The 19,629-nt window shown below is 32.4% G+C and carries 12 protein-coding genes; 6 read left to right on the top strand and 6 right to left on the bottom strand.

The genetic code is table 11. From position 1 onward, the window contains the following. Nucleotides 1–17: 17 nt before the first annotated feature. Nucleotides 18–1,178 carry an MFS transporter gene (locus tag BM289_RS17385; RefSeq protein WP_091495899.1) on the bottom strand — a complete coding sequence of 387 codons (1,161 nt, stop codon included), beginning with the start codon at nucleotides 1,176–1,178 and terminating at the stop codon, nucleotides 18–20. Between the two features lie 251 nt (nucleotides 1,179–1,429). Here BM289_RS17385 and BM289_RS17390 point away from each other — a divergent pair, with 251 nt between their 5' ends. The 5 genes from BM289_RS17390 (at nucleotide 1,430) to BM289_RS17410 (ending at nucleotide 9,888) form a co-directional block, all read left to right on the top strand. Further along, nucleotides 1,430–3,748 (top strand): TonB-dependent receptor, encoded by a 2,319-nt coding sequence (locus tag BM289_RS17390; protein WP_091495901.1) that lies wholly within the window; start codon nucleotides 1,430–1,432, stop codon nucleotides 3,746–3,748. Between the two features lie 77 nt (nucleotides 3,749–3,825). Next, nucleotides 3,826–4,980 (top strand): PepSY-associated TM helix domain-containing protein, encoded by a 1,155-nt coding sequence (locus tag BM289_RS17395; RefSeq protein WP_091495903.1) that lies wholly within the window; start codon nucleotides 3,826–3,828, stop codon nucleotides 4,978–4,980. Nucleotides 4,981–5,184: 204 nt separating this feature from the next. Further along, nucleotides 5,185–5,910 (top strand): DUF4198 domain-containing protein, encoded by a 726-nt coding sequence (locus BM289_RS17400; protein WP_091495905.1) that lies wholly within the window; start codon nucleotides 5,185–5,187, stop codon nucleotides 5,908–5,910. Nucleotides 5,911–6,144: 234 nt separating this feature from the next. Continuing rightward, nucleotides 6,145–8,451 (top strand): TonB-dependent siderophore receptor, encoded by a 2,307-nt coding sequence (locus BM289_RS17405; RefSeq protein WP_091495907.1) that lies wholly within the window; start codon nucleotides 6,145–6,147, stop codon nucleotides 8,449–8,451. Between the two features lie 126 nt (nucleotides 8,452–8,577). Next, on the top strand, nucleotides 8,578–9,888 hold the full coding sequence (locus BM289_RS17410; protein ID WP_091495909.1) for an APC family permease: 1,311 nt from the start codon (nucleotides 8,578–8,580) through the stop codon (nucleotides 9,886–9,888). Nucleotides 9,889–10,001: 113 nt separating this feature from the next. Here BM289_RS17410 and BM289_RS17415 read toward each other — a convergent pair whose 3' ends face one another. From BM289_RS17415 to BM289_RS17425, 3 genes are all read right to left on the bottom strand, one after another. Continuing rightward, on the bottom strand, nucleotides 10,002–12,335 hold the full coding sequence (locus BM289_RS17415) for a hypothetical protein (protein ID WP_091495911.1): 2,334 nt from the start codon (nucleotides 12,333–12,335) through the stop codon (nucleotides 10,002–10,004). After that, on the bottom strand, nucleotides 12,295–13,320 hold the full coding sequence (locus BM289_RS17420; RefSeq protein WP_091495913.1) for a hypothetical protein: 1,026 nt from the start codon (nucleotides 13,318–13,320) through the stop codon (nucleotides 12,295–12,297). Before BM289_RS17420 ends, BM289_RS17415 begins: the two co-directional genes overlap by 41 nt. 176 nt (nucleotides 13,321–13,496) lie before the next feature. Beyond that, nucleotides 13,497–16,130: a valine--tRNA ligase gene (locus BM289_RS17425; RefSeq protein WP_091495915.1), complete on the bottom strand. Its 2,634-nt coding sequence runs from the start codon at nucleotides 16,128–16,130 to the stop codon at nucleotides 13,497–13,499. A gap of 289 nt (nucleotides 16,131–16,419) precedes the next feature. On the opposite strand from BM289_RS17425, the gene BM289_RS17430 reads away from it, so the two are divergent. Further along, the gene (locus BM289_RS17430; protein ID WP_091495917.1) at nucleotides 16,420–16,800 is read left to right on the top strand and encodes a DUF1573 domain-containing protein; all 381 of its coding nucleotides are present in this window, start codon (nucleotides 16,420–16,422) and stop codon (nucleotides 16,798–16,800) included. A 70-nt stretch (nucleotides 16,801–16,870) separates the two neighbouring features. On the opposite strand, the gene BM289_RS17435 is transcribed toward BM289_RS17430, so the two are convergent. Next, nucleotides 16,871–17,359 carry a hypothetical protein gene (locus tag BM289_RS17435; RefSeq protein WP_091495919.1) on the bottom strand — a complete coding sequence of 163 codons (489 nt, stop codon included), beginning with the start codon at nucleotides 17,357–17,359 and terminating at the stop codon, nucleotides 16,871–16,873. Between the two features lie 137 nt (nucleotides 17,360–17,496). Continuing rightward, entirely contained in the window at nucleotides 17,497–19,626 is a 2,130-nt protein-coding gene (locus tag BM289_RS17440; RefSeq protein ID WP_167365454.1) for an OmpA family protein, read from the bottom strand. Nucleotides 19,627–19,629 lie beyond the last annotated feature (3 nt).

The raw sequence follows: 19,629 nt of genomic DNA on the forward strand, positions 1-19,629 counted from the left end.
CCTTAGTACCTTAAAAACTACTCATTCTCCCCAATCTTATTCACCATAAAAATCATAAGTGTACCCAAAAGAGCCATAATTAAAAATGCCCATTTCATACTCAGATATTCGGAGATAAAACCAACCATTGGTGGTACTAATAAAAATCCGAGATAACCAATAGTCGAAATAGAAGTTAAAGCAGAACCGCTGCTTAACTTGGAAGATCTTCCGGCAATACTAAACACTAACGGAACCACACAAGAAACCCCAAATCCGATTAGTACATAGCCGAAAATAGTGGGATAAGCATAAGGCAGAATAAAACAGATTCCGAAACCTATAGTAATTAAAATTCCGCTATAAAGAAGGATTTTTTTAGTTCCAAACTTCATCACACCATAATCTCCAAAAATGCGCCCCAATGTAACTGCAGAAGCAAAAAATACAAAAGCAGCACTGGTTAATTTGGGTGAAGCTTTTAAAATATTTTCAAAATAAATACCGCTCCAATCGTACATTGTATTTTCGCAAGCCATAGAAACAAAACAAATCAAGGCAAACTTAACCAAGTTTTTTTCCGGCATCGAAAAGAATTTCTTTTTGACTGGTACTGGTTCATTGTGAATACTCATTGGATAAAAACATGCTGTCAATGCCAGCATAAAAACACTCACTCCTAATAAGTGATGAGAGGGTGCAATTTTCTGTGTTACCATTACATAACCTAAACCAGCTCCTGAAAAAACCGCAATACTCCAAACGGCATGAAAACGAGTAATAATCGATTTTGGATATAATTTCTGTACTTCCAAAGATTGCGCATTAATCGATAAATTGAAAATATTACGAGAAGCGCCAAAAATTAAAAGTACAATCACCAACTGCCAGACAAAAGCCACCAATCCAGGCAACGATAATACAATATTAAACATTATTGCTCCCAACAGCATAATATAACGACTGCTGTATTTATTTAAAAGCTTTCCTGTAAACGGCATTGTCAGCATTAATCCGATTGGAAAGGCAAATAAAACAGCTCCAAATTGAGCTTCTGATAAATGCAATTGGGCTTGAATATGTGGAATTCTCGATACCCACGAAGAATATCCAAAACCTGAAAGAAAGAAAAAGACTGTATTGGCAATACGATATCCTCTAGGTGTATTTTGAATTTTTTTAAAGAAAGATAAAATCATGAAATTGTGTTTCTGATTGCAAAATTAAGGCTTTTTTAGGGGGAAGCATTCTACTTTCTTCTTTTTTCACAAAAACTTGAATCTCTCTTCCAATTAAGACCTGAAGAATATTCTTTCTTTTCTTAAAATAATCTTAGCAAATGCTTAGCAAATCCTTAAAATAATATTTGCCAAAGAAAATATTATCTATACATTTGCACTGTTTTTATTTATTCTAAATAAAATATAATTTATAAACCAATACACAACCAATGAAATATTTTAATCCGAAAACGTTACGTTTTCTATTGACAATTAGTTTTGTCTTTTCGTTCTTAATCGTATCTGCCCAACAAAATGGAAAAATTAAAGGAACCATCACCACTTCAGACGGCGAATTAGCAGCTGGAGTTAATGTGATTTTAAAAAACTCAAAATACTGGACTGTTTCCGATGAAAATGGAAACTTCGAATTCAACAGAGTAAAACCAAACACTTATACGTTACAAGTTTCTTTAACTGGTTATGAGACTTCAGAAAGCGAAGTAATTGTAGCAGAAAGTGAAACATCAACTATTAATCTACAGCTAAAAGTTTCTGACAAAGAATTAAAAGAAGTTGTCGTAAACAGCAAAAAAAGCATTTTATCTAAAAAAACAGATTATGTTGCCAGAATGCCTTTAACCAATATTGAAAACCCACAGGTTTATAGTGTAATTCAAAAAGAACTTTTACTGCAACAGATTTCTGTAGATATCAAAGGCGCTGTTATGAACGCACCTGGAGTTGTATCAATTAGTTATCCATCTGGTGGAGTTGGAATGATTTTTAGAGGATTTTCTATTGGGGTGAATGCTCGTAACGGAATGGAAACTGTTTCTGGACGTTCTTCTGTTGATCTTGGTAACGTAGAACGTATTGAAATCCTAAAAGGTCCTTCTGGAACTTTATTCGGTTCTTCCGTATCTTCTTTTGGAGGTGTTGTGAATCTTGTTACAAAAAAACCTTTTGAAACCCCTGCTGCCGAAGTATCTTATACAACCGGAAGCTACAATTTAAACCGATTAACTGTAGATGTTAATACTCCTTTAAATCAGGAAAAAACAGTTCTATTCAGAATCAATATGGGAGTTCACAGAGAAAAAAGCTTCCTTGATTATGGTTTCAACAATACGCTTCTTTTTGCTCCAAGTTTAACTTACAAAGCATCGGAAAAACTTACTTTTAACTTCGATGCGGAACTTTATAATGTAAACAACACCAGACGTACTTATAATACTTATGACGCAAATTCTGGAATAACAAATCCTAGTCAGTTAAGAATTGATTACAAAAAGTCTATGTTCCATGATGATAACGATGCCAAATCAACGGCTACTAAATTCTTTGGACAAGCAGAATATCAAATCTCTGAAAACTGGAAATCTACAACTGTATTCTCTTTTGTTGGTGAAGATGTAGAGCGCAGTTACCAAAGTTATGCTGTATGGAGTTCTCCAACACAAGTAGCCAGAAGAGTTGGACTTTGGGGACCTATCTTTAATAACTATACCAATATTCAGGAAAACATTAACGGACAGTTTTCAACTGGAAGCATCAAACACAAATTCCTTGCTGGTGTAAACTACAGACTTTATACTTCAAACTTCTCAGGTGGATCGACATTTACACTTGATAATATCGATATTACAACTCCTTTTGCTCCTATTAGAAGAAAAGCAGTTGATGCTGGTCTTAACCTCACAACTTCTGCTGTTGCTGACCAAAAAACAATTAGTGCTTATGCCTGCGACGTAGTGAATTTTACAGACAAATTCTCTGCCATGTTAAGTTTACGTCTGGATAATTTTGAAAGAGCAAAAGTGGGAACTGTCGAAGGTTACAGCCAAACAGCACTTTCTCCAAAATTTGGATTAGTATATGAAATTGTAAAAAGTCAAGTTTCTGTATTTGCAAATTACATGAACGGTTTCCAGAATATGGCACCTGTAACACAGCCCGATCAAACTTTATTAGTTTTAGATCCAATTTATGCGGTACAATATGAAGGTGGTTTAAAAGCCGAAACGTCTAATAAAAAATTAAGCGGTTCTATTAGCTACTACAACATTACTATTGATAATGCTACGAGAGTTGATGCGGGATATACTATTCAAGATGGAAAACAAGTAAGTAAAGGGGTTGATTTTGAATTAATGGCAACTCCATTTAACGGACTTAGCATTGTAAGTGGATATGCTTATAATGACAACCGAATCGTAAGAGCGTCTGATCCTACTATTGAAGGAAAAAAAGCAACAAGTTCTCCTGAAAATGTCGTAAACTTCTGGACTACTTATACTTTCCAAAATAAATTGAAAGGACTAGGTATTGGTGCAGGTGCAAACTATATCGACAAAAACTACTTTACAGCAAATAATTTAGTTTACATGCCTTCTTATACTGTGTATAATGCAACCGTGTATTACGAAAAACCAACATGGAGATTAGGTTTAAAATTCAATAATATTACAAACGAAAAATACTGGGATTTCTGGGGTTCATCAATGGCACCAGCCAATTTGTTAGCTAACCTGACAATCAAATTTTAAGACCTAAAAACAATTAAACTGACGCCTCAATTTATAAAATTGAGGCGCTTTTAATTATAACAATCAGAATTACTTTTATGACTTTTAAAAAACTCATTCTTAAAATTCACTTATGGCTGGGATTAGCGTCCGGCATAATTGTAGTTATATTGGGTATTACGGGATGTTTGTATTCTTTTGAGGAGGAATTACGTCCTATTGTTCATGATTACTATTACGTCGATCAGGTAAAAGAAAAAAAACTGCCTCTGAGCCAGATTATAGAAATTGCAAAAAAAGCCAATAAAAATCCGAAAGAATCTATTTCAGGATGTCGAATACTGAATGAAGATAATCGAACTGTAATTGTATGGTTTTATGAAGAATTAAATCCAGATGCCTTTTGGTATTGGAACCAATATCAAAGCACTTATCTCTATGTAAATCCTTACAGCGGAGTGGTTAAAAAACAGGAAAATGTTAATTTTGAGTTTTTTGTTTTTGTCCGAATGCTGCATCAGACATTATGCCTTAACAGCAAAATTGGAGATCCTATTACAGGAACGGCTACCATTATCTTTATCATTTCCTTAATTACTGGGCTTATTCTTTGGTGGCCCAAAAACAAACAGGCTGCTAAACAGCGTTTTTGGTTTCAATGGAAAGACAGCACGAAGTGGAAACGCAAAAACTACGATTTACATAATATTCTTGGGTTTTATTCCATGTTTTTTGCCTTGCTAATTGCACTTACAGGATTGGTTTGGGCATTTCAATCTTATGATAAAGGCGTTCAATGGTTATTTAATGGAGGAAAAACATTCAAAAGAGAAAAAGTAGTTTCAGATACTACTCAATACATCAAAAACAGACCGCTTGACAAAATTTACGCATCTGTTAAACAATCACATCCTGACGCCAAAAGTTATTATATGTTTCTTCCAAAAGAAACTGATTCACTTGCAACTTACAATACCTTTATCAGATACAAAAGCCGATTTGATGATACCGCTACAGATTATGATCAATATACTGCAAAACCTCTTAGAACAATAAAATATAAAGACAAAAGCAACGGAGAGAAATTCAGATTCCTAAATTACGATCTGCATGTTGGCAGCATATTAGGTTTTCCTGGTAAAGTACTTGCCTTTTTCGCCAGTTTGATTTGCGCTAGTTTACCCATTACAGGCTTTCTAATTTGGTGGGGAAGAAATAACAAGAAGAAAACATTGGCAACTAATAATAAATAGCAATTATTAACCAAGAAACTATCATTTTAAATCTATATTATCATAAGATAAACTGTAGCTTTATTTTTTATTTCCTACAAAAGCCTCGAAATTCATAAGTACTAAGCGATTTCGAGGTTTTTTCTTGTCTTTTTATTTTTAATTATTCTAAATAAGACTTATGTTTGTAAAAAATATCATTCTACTAATTTTAAACTTGATCGTATGAAATCAAATACACTAAAAACATTAACTTTTTTATTTTTAATGCTTTTTGCTGCACCTCAAATCTTTGCTCACGCACTTTGGATCGAAACTAAAGCGACTGGAACAAAAGGAAAAGCTCAGGAAATTTCTATTTACTTTGGAGAATTCTCTGATAACGACATTACAAAAGCCGATAAATGGTTTTCAGATTTAAAAGATTTCACTTTAGTAGTTATTTCTCCTTCAAAAAAAGAAACTAAACTTACTTCTAAAGCTTTAGACAATAAATATCAAGCTTTCTTTACTCCAACAGAAGATGGAGTTTACACTATTGTAATGCAGCATACTGTAAAAGATGTTTATGGCACAATGAAATTAGATTATAACTCAAGTGCCACTGTAGTGGTTGGAAACAAAGCTTCTGGAAACAATATTACCGCTAATACAAACAAAATTGCGGTTTTCTCAGAAAATGCCGATATAGCTAAAAAAGACACAAAAGTTACCGGAGTAGCTTCTTACGAAGGTGCTATTGCCAAAGAAGCAAAAATTAAAGTAATCGCTCCAAACGGATGGGAAAAAGAATTATGGACAAACGATAAAGGAGAATTCTCTTTTACACCAATCTGGTCTGGAAACTACATGGTAGAATATGCTCACACTGATAAAACTTCTGGAGAACATAATGGTAAAAAGTACGATGAAATCTGGAAAATGGCTACTTACCAAATCGTTGTAAAATAATTCCATTAAAATATATTCTTAGATTTAATTTCAATTGAAAAAACCTTGCCGTGAAGCAAGGTTTTTTTTTTGAAAATTAATACAAAATTAAAATATCATTAGAAAATACTTAAGCAAATTTTAAGAAAAAACTAAGCAAGATTTAAGTAAGAAAAGCATCTCATAATTTCCTGTTAAAGATGATGTGTATTTATATTTGCACTCAATAATTTTTATTGAATCTAAATAAATACCATGAAATATAATTTACTATTAGCACTAGGATTATTGAGCTTTGCCTCTTACGGTCAGGATTATTCAGGTAGGGAAACTACATCATCAGTCACTGATACTGTAAAAAATAAAAAAGGAGAAACTCTTAATGAAGTCTTAATCACAGCAAATAAACCTAAAAAACCCATTGAAGCAGCCCGTTCAGGAATTAAAGTAATGGACTTGCCACAAAGTGTTCAAATTGTTGGCAGCGAAATTATAGAACAACAACAAGCCATCAGATTAAGTGAAGTCGTAAAAAACCTTAATGGTGTTTATGTTGGATCTGCTCGTGGTGGCGCTCAGGAATCTTTCTTTTCAAGAGGTTATGATATGAGTGCTAATAATATGTTCAAAAACGGGTTTCGTTACAATGCGGGTTCCATTCCTGAGGTTTCTTCCTTAGAAAAAGTGGAATTCTTAAAAGGTGGTTCTGCTTTATTGTATGGAAATGTTGCTCCAGGCGGCATCATGAATTTAGTTACCAAAACACCAAAGTTTACACAAGGTGGCGAAGTTTCCATGCAATTAGGAAGCTATTCTTATTACAAACCTTCTATTGACTTTTATGGTCCTTTAAACAAATCTATTGCATACCGTTTTACAGGATCTTATGAAAACTCTGAAAGCTTTAGGGATTATGTAAAAAATGAACGTATTTATGTTAATCCATCCTTTTTATTTCATTTATCAGATAAAACCCAAATTACTTTACAAGGAGATTATCTAAGTGCCGACTGGACTCCGGATTTTGGTACAGGAATTTATGGAAAGACTATTTTAGACCTGCCTCGTAATGAATTTTTCGGCGCACTTTGGTCAACTGCAAATACCAAATCTTCCAGTGCATCTATGTTGTTTAATCATGAGTTTAATAAAAACTGGAAATTAAATTTTAATTCTTCTTATCAATATTATAGAAGAACACAAACTTCTACTGCACAATTAAGTACAATTGACGCTAATGGAAACTGGAAACGCGGTTTAACAAAATCTGATGGTGCCGAAAATATTTTTGGAGATCAGTTAAGTTTACAAGGAACTTTTAATACCGGTTCTATCAAACACCAGATATTTACTGGAGTTGATTATGAAAATTCTATTGCTCCTACTTATACTTTCGGCTTCTACGCTCCTGGAAAACCTGCAGACCTTTTGACAACGGAAGCAACCGCTATAAACTTATATACTTACGATTATAGTACTCAAAGTACCGTTATTCCTTATCCAACAAGAACTACTCAATTAACAAGTACAGAAACGCAACGTTTTGGAGCTTATTTTCAAGATTTAGTTTCAATAAATAAATACATAAAAGTTCTGGCTGGATTACGTTGGTCATGGCAAGAAAGCGAAGCTACCACTACAAAGGAAGTTATAGAGAAAAAGAATAATGTAAATGTCATTACAACTACTTACGAAAATGCAATACCTGTTACAGGAGCAAAAGCAATAAATAAAGCTTTTTCACCAAAAGCTGGATTGGTTGTACAGCCAACTAAAGATTTATCATTGTTTGCAAGTTATTCTAACTCTTTTACTCCAAACACCGGCACAACTGTAGATTCAAAACCTTTAGATCCATCTATTATAGATCAATATGAAGCGGGTGTGAAAAAAGATTTCTGGAGAGGTCTTTTGAGTACGAACGTTACCGTTTATCAAATTACAAATAACAATTTAGCACAAACTGCCCCTTATTTAGCAGATGGTGTGACACAAAATGCGAACACTTCTATCAAAGAATTAGTAGGAGCCACAAAAGGAAAAGGTGTTGAGATTGATATTACAGCTAATCCGGTTGAAGGATTAAACATTATGGCAGGTTACAGCTTTAATGAAACTAAAGTTTCCAAATCATCTGGAACAAATGGAAGTCTTGTTGTGGGAGATGTCTTAGCAAGAACACCAAGAAATACTGCCAATTTGAGCTTTTTCTATAAATTACCTAGCGGTTTATTTAAAGGATTATCTTTTGGAGCCATTGGCAACTACATTGGTAATCGTACTGGAGGATGGAATGATGATTATTTGTGGACTGCTGTTACGCCAACTCCAACTAATCCAAAACCAGACCCTGCTTACACTATAACTATCAGAGATCGTGATATTCCATTAGAAGGATACGTTACTGTAGATGCTTCTCTTGGTTATGAATGGAGAAAGTTCTCGATCTTATGTCGTTTATCCAACATCACAAACGAATTAAATTATACAGTTCATGAAAATTACAGTGTGAACCCAATAGCGCCTCGTCAGGTTATGACAAGTTTGCGTTATAAGTTCTAAAATATTGAATTAGATTTTTGATTGATCCCAAGATTTTCTAAAAACAGGAAAATCTTGGGATTTCTTTTTTAAACAAAATAATACTTCAATTAATACTACTTTTACTGAAATTAATATTCAGTTCATATGTCAGATTCCACACAAAACCAATTAAAGAAAACATTAGGCCTAAGTTTTAATATTGCCGTATTAATTGGCGGAACCATTGGAGTTGGAATTCTAAGAACACCAGGAACTATTGCAGAAATGCTAAATAATTACTGGCTTATACTTGCATCATGGCTTTTTGGAGGTTTATATGTTTTATTGGGAGCCAATTCATATTCAGAATTAGCGACAATGCTGCCAAAAGCAGGCGGATCATATAATTATATAAAAAGAGCTTTGGGCGATTATGCTGGTTTTCTTTCGGGTTGGTACGATTATATTGTCAATGCTATTCCGCCAGCTTTTTATTGTATTGTAATTAGTGAATATACTATTATTTTATTTCCAGAATTGGCTAATTATTCTACAGTAATGTCAATTTCATTGCTCGTTGCCTTTGTCTTATTGCACTTAAGCGGCGTAAAAAACGGAAGTGTGATTCAGCAGATTACTAGTCTATTAAAAGTCATTTGTTTTGTTGCTTTAGTTATTGCCTGTTTTATGTATACTGGAGTTGAAGTTCCAAAAATCGAAACGAATAATTCTATTTTTCAAATCGGGCTTTTATTTGGCTTTTTTAAATCATTGCAACTCATCATTGGAACTTATAACGGTTGGAATGCTGTTTGCTTTTTTGCTGAAGAAAATGATAATCCAAGCAAAAACATTCCGAAATCTTTATACAGTGGCGTTTTACTTGTTGTAGCGATTTATATTTTGGTAAATGCAGCCTTTTTTCATGTTTTACCAATTGAAACTTTAGCCAAATCAAATTTGGCTGCAGCCGATGTTGCCAAAATTATTTTTGGAGACAGCGGAGCAAAAATTGTAACAGTAATTTCGATTTTTTCTTTAATCAGTATTTTGAATGCTTTTATGATGATTCCGCCAAGAATTCTTTACGGATTAAGCCGTGATGGATTTTTTATAAAACAGGGAACACAAGTCAACAACGGCGGCACTCCAATTGTAGCGCTTTTGGTTTCATCCTTTTTCAGTTTATTTTTAATCTGTATAGGTTCTTTTGAAGTATTGTTTTCTTTCGCCGCTTTTATCTCCATAATCGTTTGGGGACTGGCCTATTATTCGCTTTTAAAACTGAGAACTACTGAACCACATTTACCAAGACCTTATCGTTCTTTTTGGTATCCTTGGTCAACTATAATAGCAATTATCTTTTCTATCGCAATACTGGCAGGATTCATTTACAGCGATCCAAAAAGCTTTGCAATCATTGTTGCAATTACGATTGTTTCTTATCCTTTGTTTTGGGTTTTGAAGAAGAAATAATAGCCACGAATTCACGAATTTTATTTTTATAATCGTTAAGTAGAAGAATAATTAGAAATTATTTCACAAATAGATTTTAAAATAAAATTCGTGAATTCTTGGCTAACAAACTGTTACCGTCTCGCTTTAAAATATTCTTCAAAAGAACTACAGTCCGACATTAAATCTACATAATCATCTGCATATTTTGATTTTAAATCCTGATAGTATTTATTTTTACTTAAAAGAAAATCATCATAATTTTCAATTCGATTATTATAATCATTTGGATATTTATGTACCAATTTATTTGCCTCGCACCTACCCATCATACTTAGACACAGAGCTTTAAACTTAGGTGTTTTTGCATTTTTATAGGCCAAAGCATAATATTTTTTTGCTAGATTACATTCATAATACTCATTGTTATCTTCAATAGGAAAATCTCTAATATTACTTGTTTCTCCTTGTCCATAACGTCTCATTTGCCAAAGGCTTCCATAAACACTCATATTATAGTAGCAATTGGCAATCAAAAAATTATAGTAATCTTTGTTTGGCTCTACAGGATTTGAAGCTATTTTTATGTAAGAAATTAATTTTTGGGTTATTGCATATTTATTAAACCTAAATATTTTTTTTTGTACAGCAAATTCTGGCGTGTATTTTAAAACTAAAAAAGGATCTTTTAATCTACCATCACAATTTTCCTTTTCCCATAAACAATCAGAATAATTAATTTCTTTATATGATTTGTTGTCCTTTTCAAAATAAAACAAAGCCTGTTCTAATTTATTCTGACGAATATATTTTGTGCCTATTAAATCATAAAGTCTGGCAATTTCATTTTTCATAAAGCTATGTTTCCAAACTGAAAATTTGTCTGAATCTTTCTCACTTTCTACAGTTTCATCAATTATAACTTGAACTTGTTCCGGAGTATAAAAAACATTGATGTAAGTAAAATAATCCGAGTAATAATCAGTGTAGTAGCCTATTTTTGCCTTAGGACTTTTCCAATAGGCAAAATTATAATAATCAGAACCTGAATGTTCTTCTAATTTAGAATATAAAAAAGAGGCATCAATTCTATTTCCTTTAAATTCTAATTCTCTTCCAATGGCAAACAGAAATTTCTTGTCGTTTTTATTTTTAAGCAAAACAGGTTTTACCTCATTCAAAATAATAGCTTTTCCAACTGGTTGGTTTGCAGTTAATGCAAGTGCTTTAATAATCTCAATCTGATTATAAAGTGAATCTTTTTTAGATATTTTTTTTTTTAATTTCGAAATTTGATTTAAACATCCCTGATTATCCTTTGTTACAAATGACAAATAAGCTTTGCTTGTTTTCCAAAAAATAGGATTTTGCACTTTTTTCAAATTAACATTTTTAATAAAGTCTAAAACTTCGCCAGCATAAATTCGGTCTTTTTCGACACGTTTCATAATTTTTTCGACCGAATTCTTTTCATTCTCATCATAAGATGATACAGATGGATTAAAAAGAGAATAATAGGGTGTAAAAATCCAGTCCTCAATTTTATTGATTTCTCTTAGTAATAAAAATGAAAGTCCGTCAAACTCTGGATTGTATTTATAAACTTGTTTCAAGTAATCAAGTGAACGGTCTGCCTTTTTTATTCCACCCAATAAATAAACATTTGCTTTTTCTTTATTTGTTTTGGCGTATTTTAAAACGTCATCTAATGGAATTTTAGAATCAAAAGACTGAGAAATCATAAAACGCTTATCCGGCGCATTTGCAAAAACCTGCGAAGCATAAAAATTAGCTACAATCTTGTCTGGCTCTGCAAATGTTCTGAAATATAAACTCCAGTATTTTAATATATTGTCTTGTTTTTGACTTTCAAAAACTTTTGTATATAATGTCCTGATCTTTTCAAAGTCGCCATTGTAATAGGCTAATCGTATGGCTAAAAAAGTATATCTCTGTTTAAGATTTTTGTTTTTAACTGAATTTGACAGCAAAATAGCTTCATCAATGAGTTTTGTTCTGTTTTCAACCTTTAGTGATGTTATATTTTGCTCCCAAGGATCATCATAAAACACATTAAAAACTTCACATTTTTTGGCAAATTTCAAATAGTTGACAGCATCAAGGTCTTTGGCTTTATAGAGATAACGAAGCATTTCATTGGTATTTTTATCTGTAATATCTTCTAATCTCAAATCAAACAAAACTACTTTTACATCTTCTTCAGAAACTTTATTTTTACAATATTGCATCCAAAGTTTTTCATTAGCATCCATTTTGATTATTCCATCTGCGAGTTTTTGATTTGACCAGAATAAGTCTGAAGAATAATCAAAACCAGAATACCAGTAATAGTTGAAGTTTTCTGGATTGAAAAACGAAAAACGAACATCTTCGCCATAAGGATAAAATCCGCAGGCAAAAATAGCATTACTTGCTAAAATTACTATAAAAACCAGAAAGTGCTTCATCGTTATATTTGCTTAATTGTTCTTCGTCTAAATGAAATAATGTTATCGTTGTTTCAGAATCAAAAACAACATTTTTCTTGATAATTTCAATGGCCTGGTTTATTTGTTCTGGAGTCAATACTTCATATTTAATTTTATCTCCTACTCTCAAATAAAAATCACCTGCAATTTGGTCTTTTGTGACTTCATACCACAATGGTTTTATTTTTTTTAATGACTTTAAAATTTCCTTTTGATTATCATAAATTACTTTTGAGAACTTATTATTCTGATACACCTGCATCCAGGAATAAGTGGGCAACGCAATATCAAGATGCAACGGATATTTTCTTTCTTTGTTAAGGTAAAGATTTAATTCTTTAAGATCTAAAATGGAATTTTTAGAATGATTTTCCAGTGGATTTACAAGATTATAACACATCAATGTTGCTTTATCTACTGGAGGAATTCCCATTTTTTCGGGGTATTTGTAAGGATACAATCGTAATGTACAACTAATTTGTTTTTTAGAAACCTGCTTTAATTTTTTTAAGAAATAAAAATAATTATCCTTTGTGCTTAGTGTCCAATCACAATCCATTTGAAATTCTGAAACAGGATTAACCTGGTAAAATTTGTCTTTAGCATATTTATTAATTAAGAAATTAATATTGTCTGCCAAACTATCCATTTTTTTTGCATTCGTATTTTTAAAAACCTCATTTTTTATATATACTGTGGGAACAATTGTCAAATTATCCTGCCCATAAATATGTAATGATGTTTTTGAAATAGGATAATCTCCATAATTTTCATCATAATCTACTTCAAAAAATTTGACATATAGCTTATTAACCTGTAAATCGTGCATTGTTGCCCTTTCTTGCTCAGACAATTCCCAAGAATTGCTTTTCCAATAATAAAAAGATTTTTCGACATTTTCTACTTTATTGGAACACCCCAAAAAGATTAAAGAAACAAACAGAAACAACAGACATTTCCTCATCACAGAGTTTTTTTATTTTAACGTAAAATCGTACTAAAATTATATCTTTTTGGAATACAAAAATCAAATAATAAGACTTTTTTTTTTGAAAAAATCACATTCGTAAAAACAACAAACCCGACAGGTTTTTGAAACCTGTCGGGTTTAATTATATAATTAAAACAGAGATTTGACTCTTATTTCAATCCAGCCAAACTCTGCTCAATTGTAGCAATTTTAGCTAAAGCATCAGCTTGTTTTTGTTTTTCTAAATTAAGAACTTTCTCTGGAGCTCCGTTTACGAACTTCTCGTTAGAAAGTTTTGCTTCAACAGATTTCAGGAATCCTTTTGTGTAATTCAATTCCTCTGTCAATTTTGCGATTTCAGCTTCAACATCGATATTTCCAGTAATTGGAATGAAATATTCATTTGATTTTACACGGAAAGATAAAGCGCCGTCTACTTTTTCAGAAACATATTCGAAAGCCGAAACGTTTCCTAATTTTGTAATAATTGAATCAAAATAAGTAGAAACATTTTCACTGTTGATTCCTTTTAATTCGATAGCATCTTTAAACGGAATATTTTTGTCTTTTCTAATTGTTCTGATTCCTGAAATTACTTCGATAGAATTTTCAAAATCAGCGATTAATTTAGCGTCAAATGGCTTTAATTCTGGCCAAGTTGAAACAATTAAAGCTTCCTCTGGTGTTCTTTCAGCAATTAACTGCCAGATTTCCTCCGTTAAGAAAGGCATAAATGGATGAAGCAATTTCAAGTTGCTTTCTAACATTTCGATCGCTTTCGCGAAAGTTACACTGTCAATTGGCTGTTGGTATGCCGGCTTGATCATTTCTAAGAACCAAGAACAGAAATCATCCCAAACCAATTTATAAATCGCCATTAATGAATCTGAAATTCTGTATTTCTCAAAATTATCTTCAATGTCAACTAAAGTTTGTTGCAACTTCGCTTCGTACCATTCGATTGCCACTTTTGATGATTCAGGTTGCGCGATAGTTTCTGAAACTTCCCATCCTTTAATCAATTTGAAGGCATTCCAAATTTTATTTGAAAACGCTTTTCCTTGACTGCATAATTCCTCATCAAACATAATATCGTTTCCTGCAGAAGCACTCAAAAGCAATCCTACACGAACACCGTCTGCACTGAATTTCTCGATCAAATCTAAAGGATCAGGAGAATTTCCTAATGATTTAGACATTTTACGACGTTGTTTATCACGAACCAAACCAGTTAAATATACGTTTGTAAATGGTTTTTCACCTGCATATTCGTAACCTGCGATAATCATTCTCGCAACCCAGAAAAATAAAATATCCGGACCTGTTACCAAGTCATTTGTTGGATAATAATATTTAAAATCTGGACTTTCTGGATCCATTATTCCACCAAAAACTGACATTGGCCATAACCAAGATGAGAACCAAGTATCTAATGCATCAACATCCTGTTTAAGGTCGTTTGTTGTTAATTGTTTATTGTTTGTTGCTTCTTGTGCTAATTTTAGCGCCTCTTCAATATTTTCAGCAACTACAAAATCTTCTTTTCCGTCTCCGTAATAATATGCTGGAATTTGTTGTCCCCACCATAACTGACGAGAAATATTCCAATCGCGAATATTGTTTAACCAATGTGCATAAGTGTTTTCGAAACGTTTTGGATGCAATTTAATATCTCCAGTTTCTAAAACCGATTTAATAGCTGGTTTTACTAAATCATCCATTTTCAGAAACCATTGATCCGATAATCTTGGCTCGATTACGGCTTTTGTTCTTTCAGAAGTTCCAACTTTATTTAAGTGAGTTTCTGTTTTATCTAAAGCACCAATTTCTTGAAGTTCTTTTTCAATTTCCTTACGAACTACAAAACGATCTTTTCCTTGATAGTGCAATCCGAAGCTGTTTAAAGTCGCATCTTCGTTAAAAATATCAACGATTTCTAAGTTGTGTTTTTCACCCAACGTTTTATCGTTCATATCATGTGCAGGCGTTACTTTCAAACATCCTGTTCCGAATTCAACATCTACATATTCGTCTTCGATAATTGGAATTACTCTACCGCAAATTGGAACAATCGCTTTTTTACCTTTTAAATGTGTAAAACGCTCATCATTCGGATTGATACAGATAGCAGTATCTCCAAAAATAGTTTCTGGACGCGTTGTGGCAATGGTCAAAAATTCCTCAGTTCCCTCAATTTTATATTTTAAGAAAAATAATTTTCCTTGCTGTTCTTCGTAAATTACTTCTTCGTCAGAAAGCGTAGTTTTTGCTTCCGGATCCCAGTTTACCATACGGTATCCTCTGTAAATTAATCCTTTGTTGTACAAATCAACAAACGATTTAATTACTGATGCTGACATATCCGGATCCATAGTAAATTTAGTACGTTCCCAATCGCATGAAGCTCCTAATTTCTTAAGCTGTTCCAGGATTGTTCCACCGTATTTATCTGTCCATTCCCAAGCATGTTTTAGGAATTCTTCGCGGGTCAAATCATTTTTATTGATTCCTTCTGCTTTTAACTTCGCTACCACTTTTGCTTCTGTGGCAATCGATGCGTGGTCTGTTCCTGGAACCCAACAAGCGTTGAATCCTTTAAGACGAGCACGACGAATTAAAACATCCTGAATCGTATTATTCAACATATGTCCCATGTGAAGGACTCCAGTGACGTTTGGCGGCGGGATTACAATTGTATAAGGTGTTCTATGATCAGGTTCTGAATGAAAATAGTTATTTTTCATCCAGTAATCATACCATTTGTTCTCGATCGCTTTAGCGTCAAATTGTGCTGGAATTGTCATTTATATATGTTTAATCGTTTATTTGTTTTAACCTTTTAATTGGTTTTGATGATTAGAATGTAAAATTGAATTATTTAATTGTTTTTCTATTTTAAAACATCATTTACAATTTCAATCTCAACGATTAAACAAATAAACGATCAAACAGTTAAACAAAAATTTGGTTCAATTTTTGTAATTATAATTGACAGCAAAAGTAAATAATTAAGTAGACTATAAAAAGAGAAATAATAATTTGTGTGTTAATTAAAAGAATGTATATTTACTTACAATTAAAAAACGATTTCATATGAAAAATGCAGCCTCTTTTATTGCAGTCTTATTGTTTAGCGCAATAAGTTATGCACAAAATGGCCCAAAAATTGAATTTGCAGCCCCAGACAATACAATTGATTATGGAAAAATTTCTAAAACTGATAACGGACTGCGTTCCTTTGAATTTACTAACACTGGAGACGCTCCTTTATTAATTACAGGCGCAGAATCAACTGTAAGTTCTATTGTGGTTACAAAACCATCGGCAGCAATTCAGCCGGGCAAAAAAGGAAAAATCGATGTTAAATACAATATGGCTTCAGGACCAATTCGTAAAACCATTACTGTTGAAACCAATGCAGTTAACTATCCTGATGGGCGTGTAGCTCTTAAAATTAAAGGTGAAGTTTTATAAAAAACTTAAATTTATAAATTACAAAAGCCGTTTCTTTAATTAGAAACGGCTTTTTATTTTAATATCAAGTTTATTTAGTTCCTGTTCCACATTGTGCTAAGTCAAACTTATATTTCACACGATCAAAATCGATTGGTTTGTCTTTTACCAAATAGGTAACTCCCATTGTAGTCTGCATGGTTCCGTTTCCTAAAATAAGTTGCTTATCACGTTTTAACAGTGCCATTGGATTTTTAAAAGTTTTGTCTTTACTGGCAGAATCTGTAAAAGTATAATCGACAAATAAGGTATCTCCACGAAACTCGCCTGCTACCTCACCAGTTCTAACAGTTACAGGAGCTACTTTCATCACCATTTGTCCTGACACTTTACCATTCTTTAAAGTATTCAGTTTTAAATCGATTGTATCTTGTTCGTATATCGCTTTGTAGCATTCCGTGCTTACAACCGTTTCTTCTTCCGCTTTTGCAGCAGCGGCTTCTTTTTGTTTTTCTTCATTTTTACAACTTTGAAATCCGATGCAGATTACAAGAAGACAAGGCAAAACTAGATTTTTCATATTTTCGTTATTTATGTTTCAAGGTTATTCTATAAAATTAAAGAAAAAAGAAATCAACGAAAAGATTTTAGCAAAATTTTCCTAAAAAAAAATGAAACCCGACAGTTTTTTAAAACCTATCGGGTGTTCTTGAAAAATTATAAATTCTTAATTACAAATTCGGATCTTCTGTTTAACTCATGATCTTCTTCAGAACAAGCCTCATCCGTTTTGCATTTTATAATTGGAACCGATTCTCCGTATCCTTTTGCAGTAACTCTTTTAGCCTCTATTCCGGATTGAATAATAAACTCTCGAGTTGAATTGGCTCTTTTTTGAGATAAATCTTCATTGAATTTAGCGTTTCCTCTCGAATCAGTGTGCGACCCAATTTCGATTACCATTCCCGGATATTTCTTCATCAACTCCACTACTCTTCCCAGAACCACTTTTGATTCTTTACGGATGTACCACATATTATAATCAAAATAAATTGGATCTGTTTTGATAATTAATCTGTCTTTATCTTTTATCACATCTTTTTCCTGTGCTAAAATCTCTTTTACTTTTTCCTGTTTTTTAACCTCTGCAGCAGCAATTTCTTGCTCTTTAGCTTTTTTCTCTTTCTGCTTCAATTCGATTGCAACAAGCTCGGCTTTTTTCTTATTTTCTTCTTCTATAATAATTTCCTGCTGTCTTCTCTTTTCCGCTTTTTCCTTCTCTTCCAGTTTGATAGCTTCTAAAGATTTTAAAGCCAATGAAGCATCATTTATTTTATCTCTTGTTTTATCTAAAGTTAGCGCTTTTGACTCATTTGTATATTTTTCTTTAAAAGCCGAAACTTTATAAGAAGCTTCGCAGGCAACAGTAAAACTGAATTTTCCATCGGCAGCAGTTGTAATGGTATGCAGTGTTTTATTTTCTGAATCTTGCAGAATTACAGTTGCATTTTCTAGTGCCAGTTTGGTATCAACATCGGTAATCGTTCCTGCAATAAATTGTTTACAATCTTCTACAATTAAGTCTTTGATTTCTTTGAATTGATAAATATCATCGCTTCCTTTCCCTCCTTCTCTGTTGGATGCAAAAAAACCTTCTTTCGTATTCAAATCAATATTAAAAGCAAAATCGTCTGAATTAGAGTTTAAAGGCAATCCAATATTTACTGGTTTTGAATACTCATTTCCGTTTATTTCAGAAACAAAAACATCCAAAGATCCATAGCCTAAATGTCCGTCCGAAGAAAAATAAAGTTTATTATCTGCAGAAACAAAAGGAAACTGCTCTCTTTTAGTTGTATTAATTTCTGGACCTAGATTCTTTGGCGTATCAAACGCTCCCCTATTGATATTGACTGAATAAATATCAAAAGATCCTAAAGAACCCGGCATATCTGAAGCAAAATACAAGATTCTTTCGTCAGCGCTCAAAGCTGGATGTTCCGTTGAATAATTCGGACTATTGAATGGCAATGATGTGACATTTGTCCATTTACCATTTACCAATTCTGCTTTAAAAATTTGAAGGTTTGAGATTTTCTTATCGTCTCTCTTTTTTCTTCCGTTTTTAGAATTGTTGCGGGTAAAATACATCGTTTTGCCATCTTTTGTAAAAACAGCATTCGATTCATGCATTCCAGTTTTTAATTCATTAGCAAAATAATGTACAATCGAATCTGAAGAATTACTATTTTTCAGTGGAATTGTAACTAAATTTAAATAAGTAGCATTATCCCATTTGTACTTTTTATCAAACAAATTTGGTTTCAATTTAACTCCCGCAAAAACCAAATTATCATTGTATTTTACTGCACCAAATTCAGAATTTGGTGTATTTATCGCAAGGTTTTTAATCTCAAAACGCTTTCCGATTGCCGAAACATTTTCCAGTGTTTTTAAATCTTTTTCAAAATTGATAAGATCTTCTGAATTAGATGATTTTGAGTAATATTCCTTTAAAGCAGTGTTGGCATCATCATAGCTGTTGGTTGCTTTTAAAGTTTGTGCATATCTAAAATAATATTCTCGCTCTAAATTATTGCTGTAACTATTAACCAAAAGTCGATAGTAGCGCTGTGCTTTAACCAAATTATTGGTATAGAAGTAAGAATCTGCTAAGTTTTTTATTACTTCCTGCGAAGGTTTTTCTTCTGCAAGTCTTTCGTATAAAACAATTGCTTCTGTATAATAAGTTCTATCAAAGAATTTCTTTGCTCTAGCTAAATCTTGATTCTGAGCATTTATAAACTGTATTGAAAATACGAATATAATAACGAGTAGTTTTTTCATATT

The organism is Flavobacterium phragmitis (assembly GCF_900112575.1).
GTDB classification, from domain to species: domain Bacteria; phylum Bacteroidota; class Bacteroidia; order Flavobacteriales; family Flavobacteriaceae; genus Flavobacterium; species Flavobacterium phragmitis.

Excerpts from the sequence above, each read along its gene's own strand:
- BM289_RS17385 (WP_091495899.1), bottom strand. The coding sequence starts at position 1,178 with ATGATTTTATCTTTCTTTAAAAAAATTCAAAATACACCTAGAGGATAT.
- BM289_RS17390 (WP_091495901.1), top strand. The coding sequence starts at position 1,430 with ATGAAATATTTTAATCCGAAAACGTTACGTTTTCTATTGACAATTAGT.
- BM289_RS17395 (WP_091495903.1), top strand. The coding sequence starts at position 3,826 with ATGACTTTTAAAAAACTCATTCTTAAAATTCACTTATGGCTGGGATTA.
- BM289_RS17400 (WP_091495905.1), top strand. The coding sequence starts at position 5,185 with ATGAAATCAAATACACTAAAAACATTAACTTTTTTATTTTTAATGCTT.
- BM289_RS17405 (WP_091495907.1), top strand. The coding sequence starts at position 6,145 with ATGAAATATAATTTACTATTAGCACTAGGATTATTGAGCTTTGCCTCT.
- BM289_RS17410 (WP_091495909.1), top strand. The coding sequence starts at position 8,578 with ATGTCAGATTCCACACAAAACCAATTAAAGAAAACATTAGGCCTAAGT.
- BM289_RS17415 (WP_091495911.1), bottom strand. The coding sequence starts at position 12,335 with ATGAAGCACTTTCTGGTTTTTATAGTAATTTTAGCAAGTAATGCTATT.
- BM289_RS17420 (WP_091495913.1), bottom strand. The coding sequence starts at position 13,320 with ATGAGGAAATGTCTGTTGTTTCTGTTTGTTTCTTTAATCTTTTTGGGG.
- BM289_RS17425 (WP_091495915.1), bottom strand. The coding sequence starts at position 16,130 with ATGACAATTCCAGCACAATTTGACGCTAAAGCGATCGAGAACAAATGG.
- BM289_RS17430 (WP_091495917.1), top strand. The coding sequence starts at position 16,420 with ATGAAAAATGCAGCCTCTTTTATTGCAGTCTTATTGTTTAGCGCAATA.
- BM289_RS17435 (WP_091495919.1), bottom strand. The coding sequence starts at position 17,359 with ATGAAAAATCTAGTTTTGCCTTGTCTTCTTGTAATCTGCATCGGATTT.
- BM289_RS17440 (WP_167365454.1), bottom strand. The coding sequence starts at position 19,626 with ATGAAAAAACTACTCGTTATTATATTCGTATTTTCAATACAGTTTATA.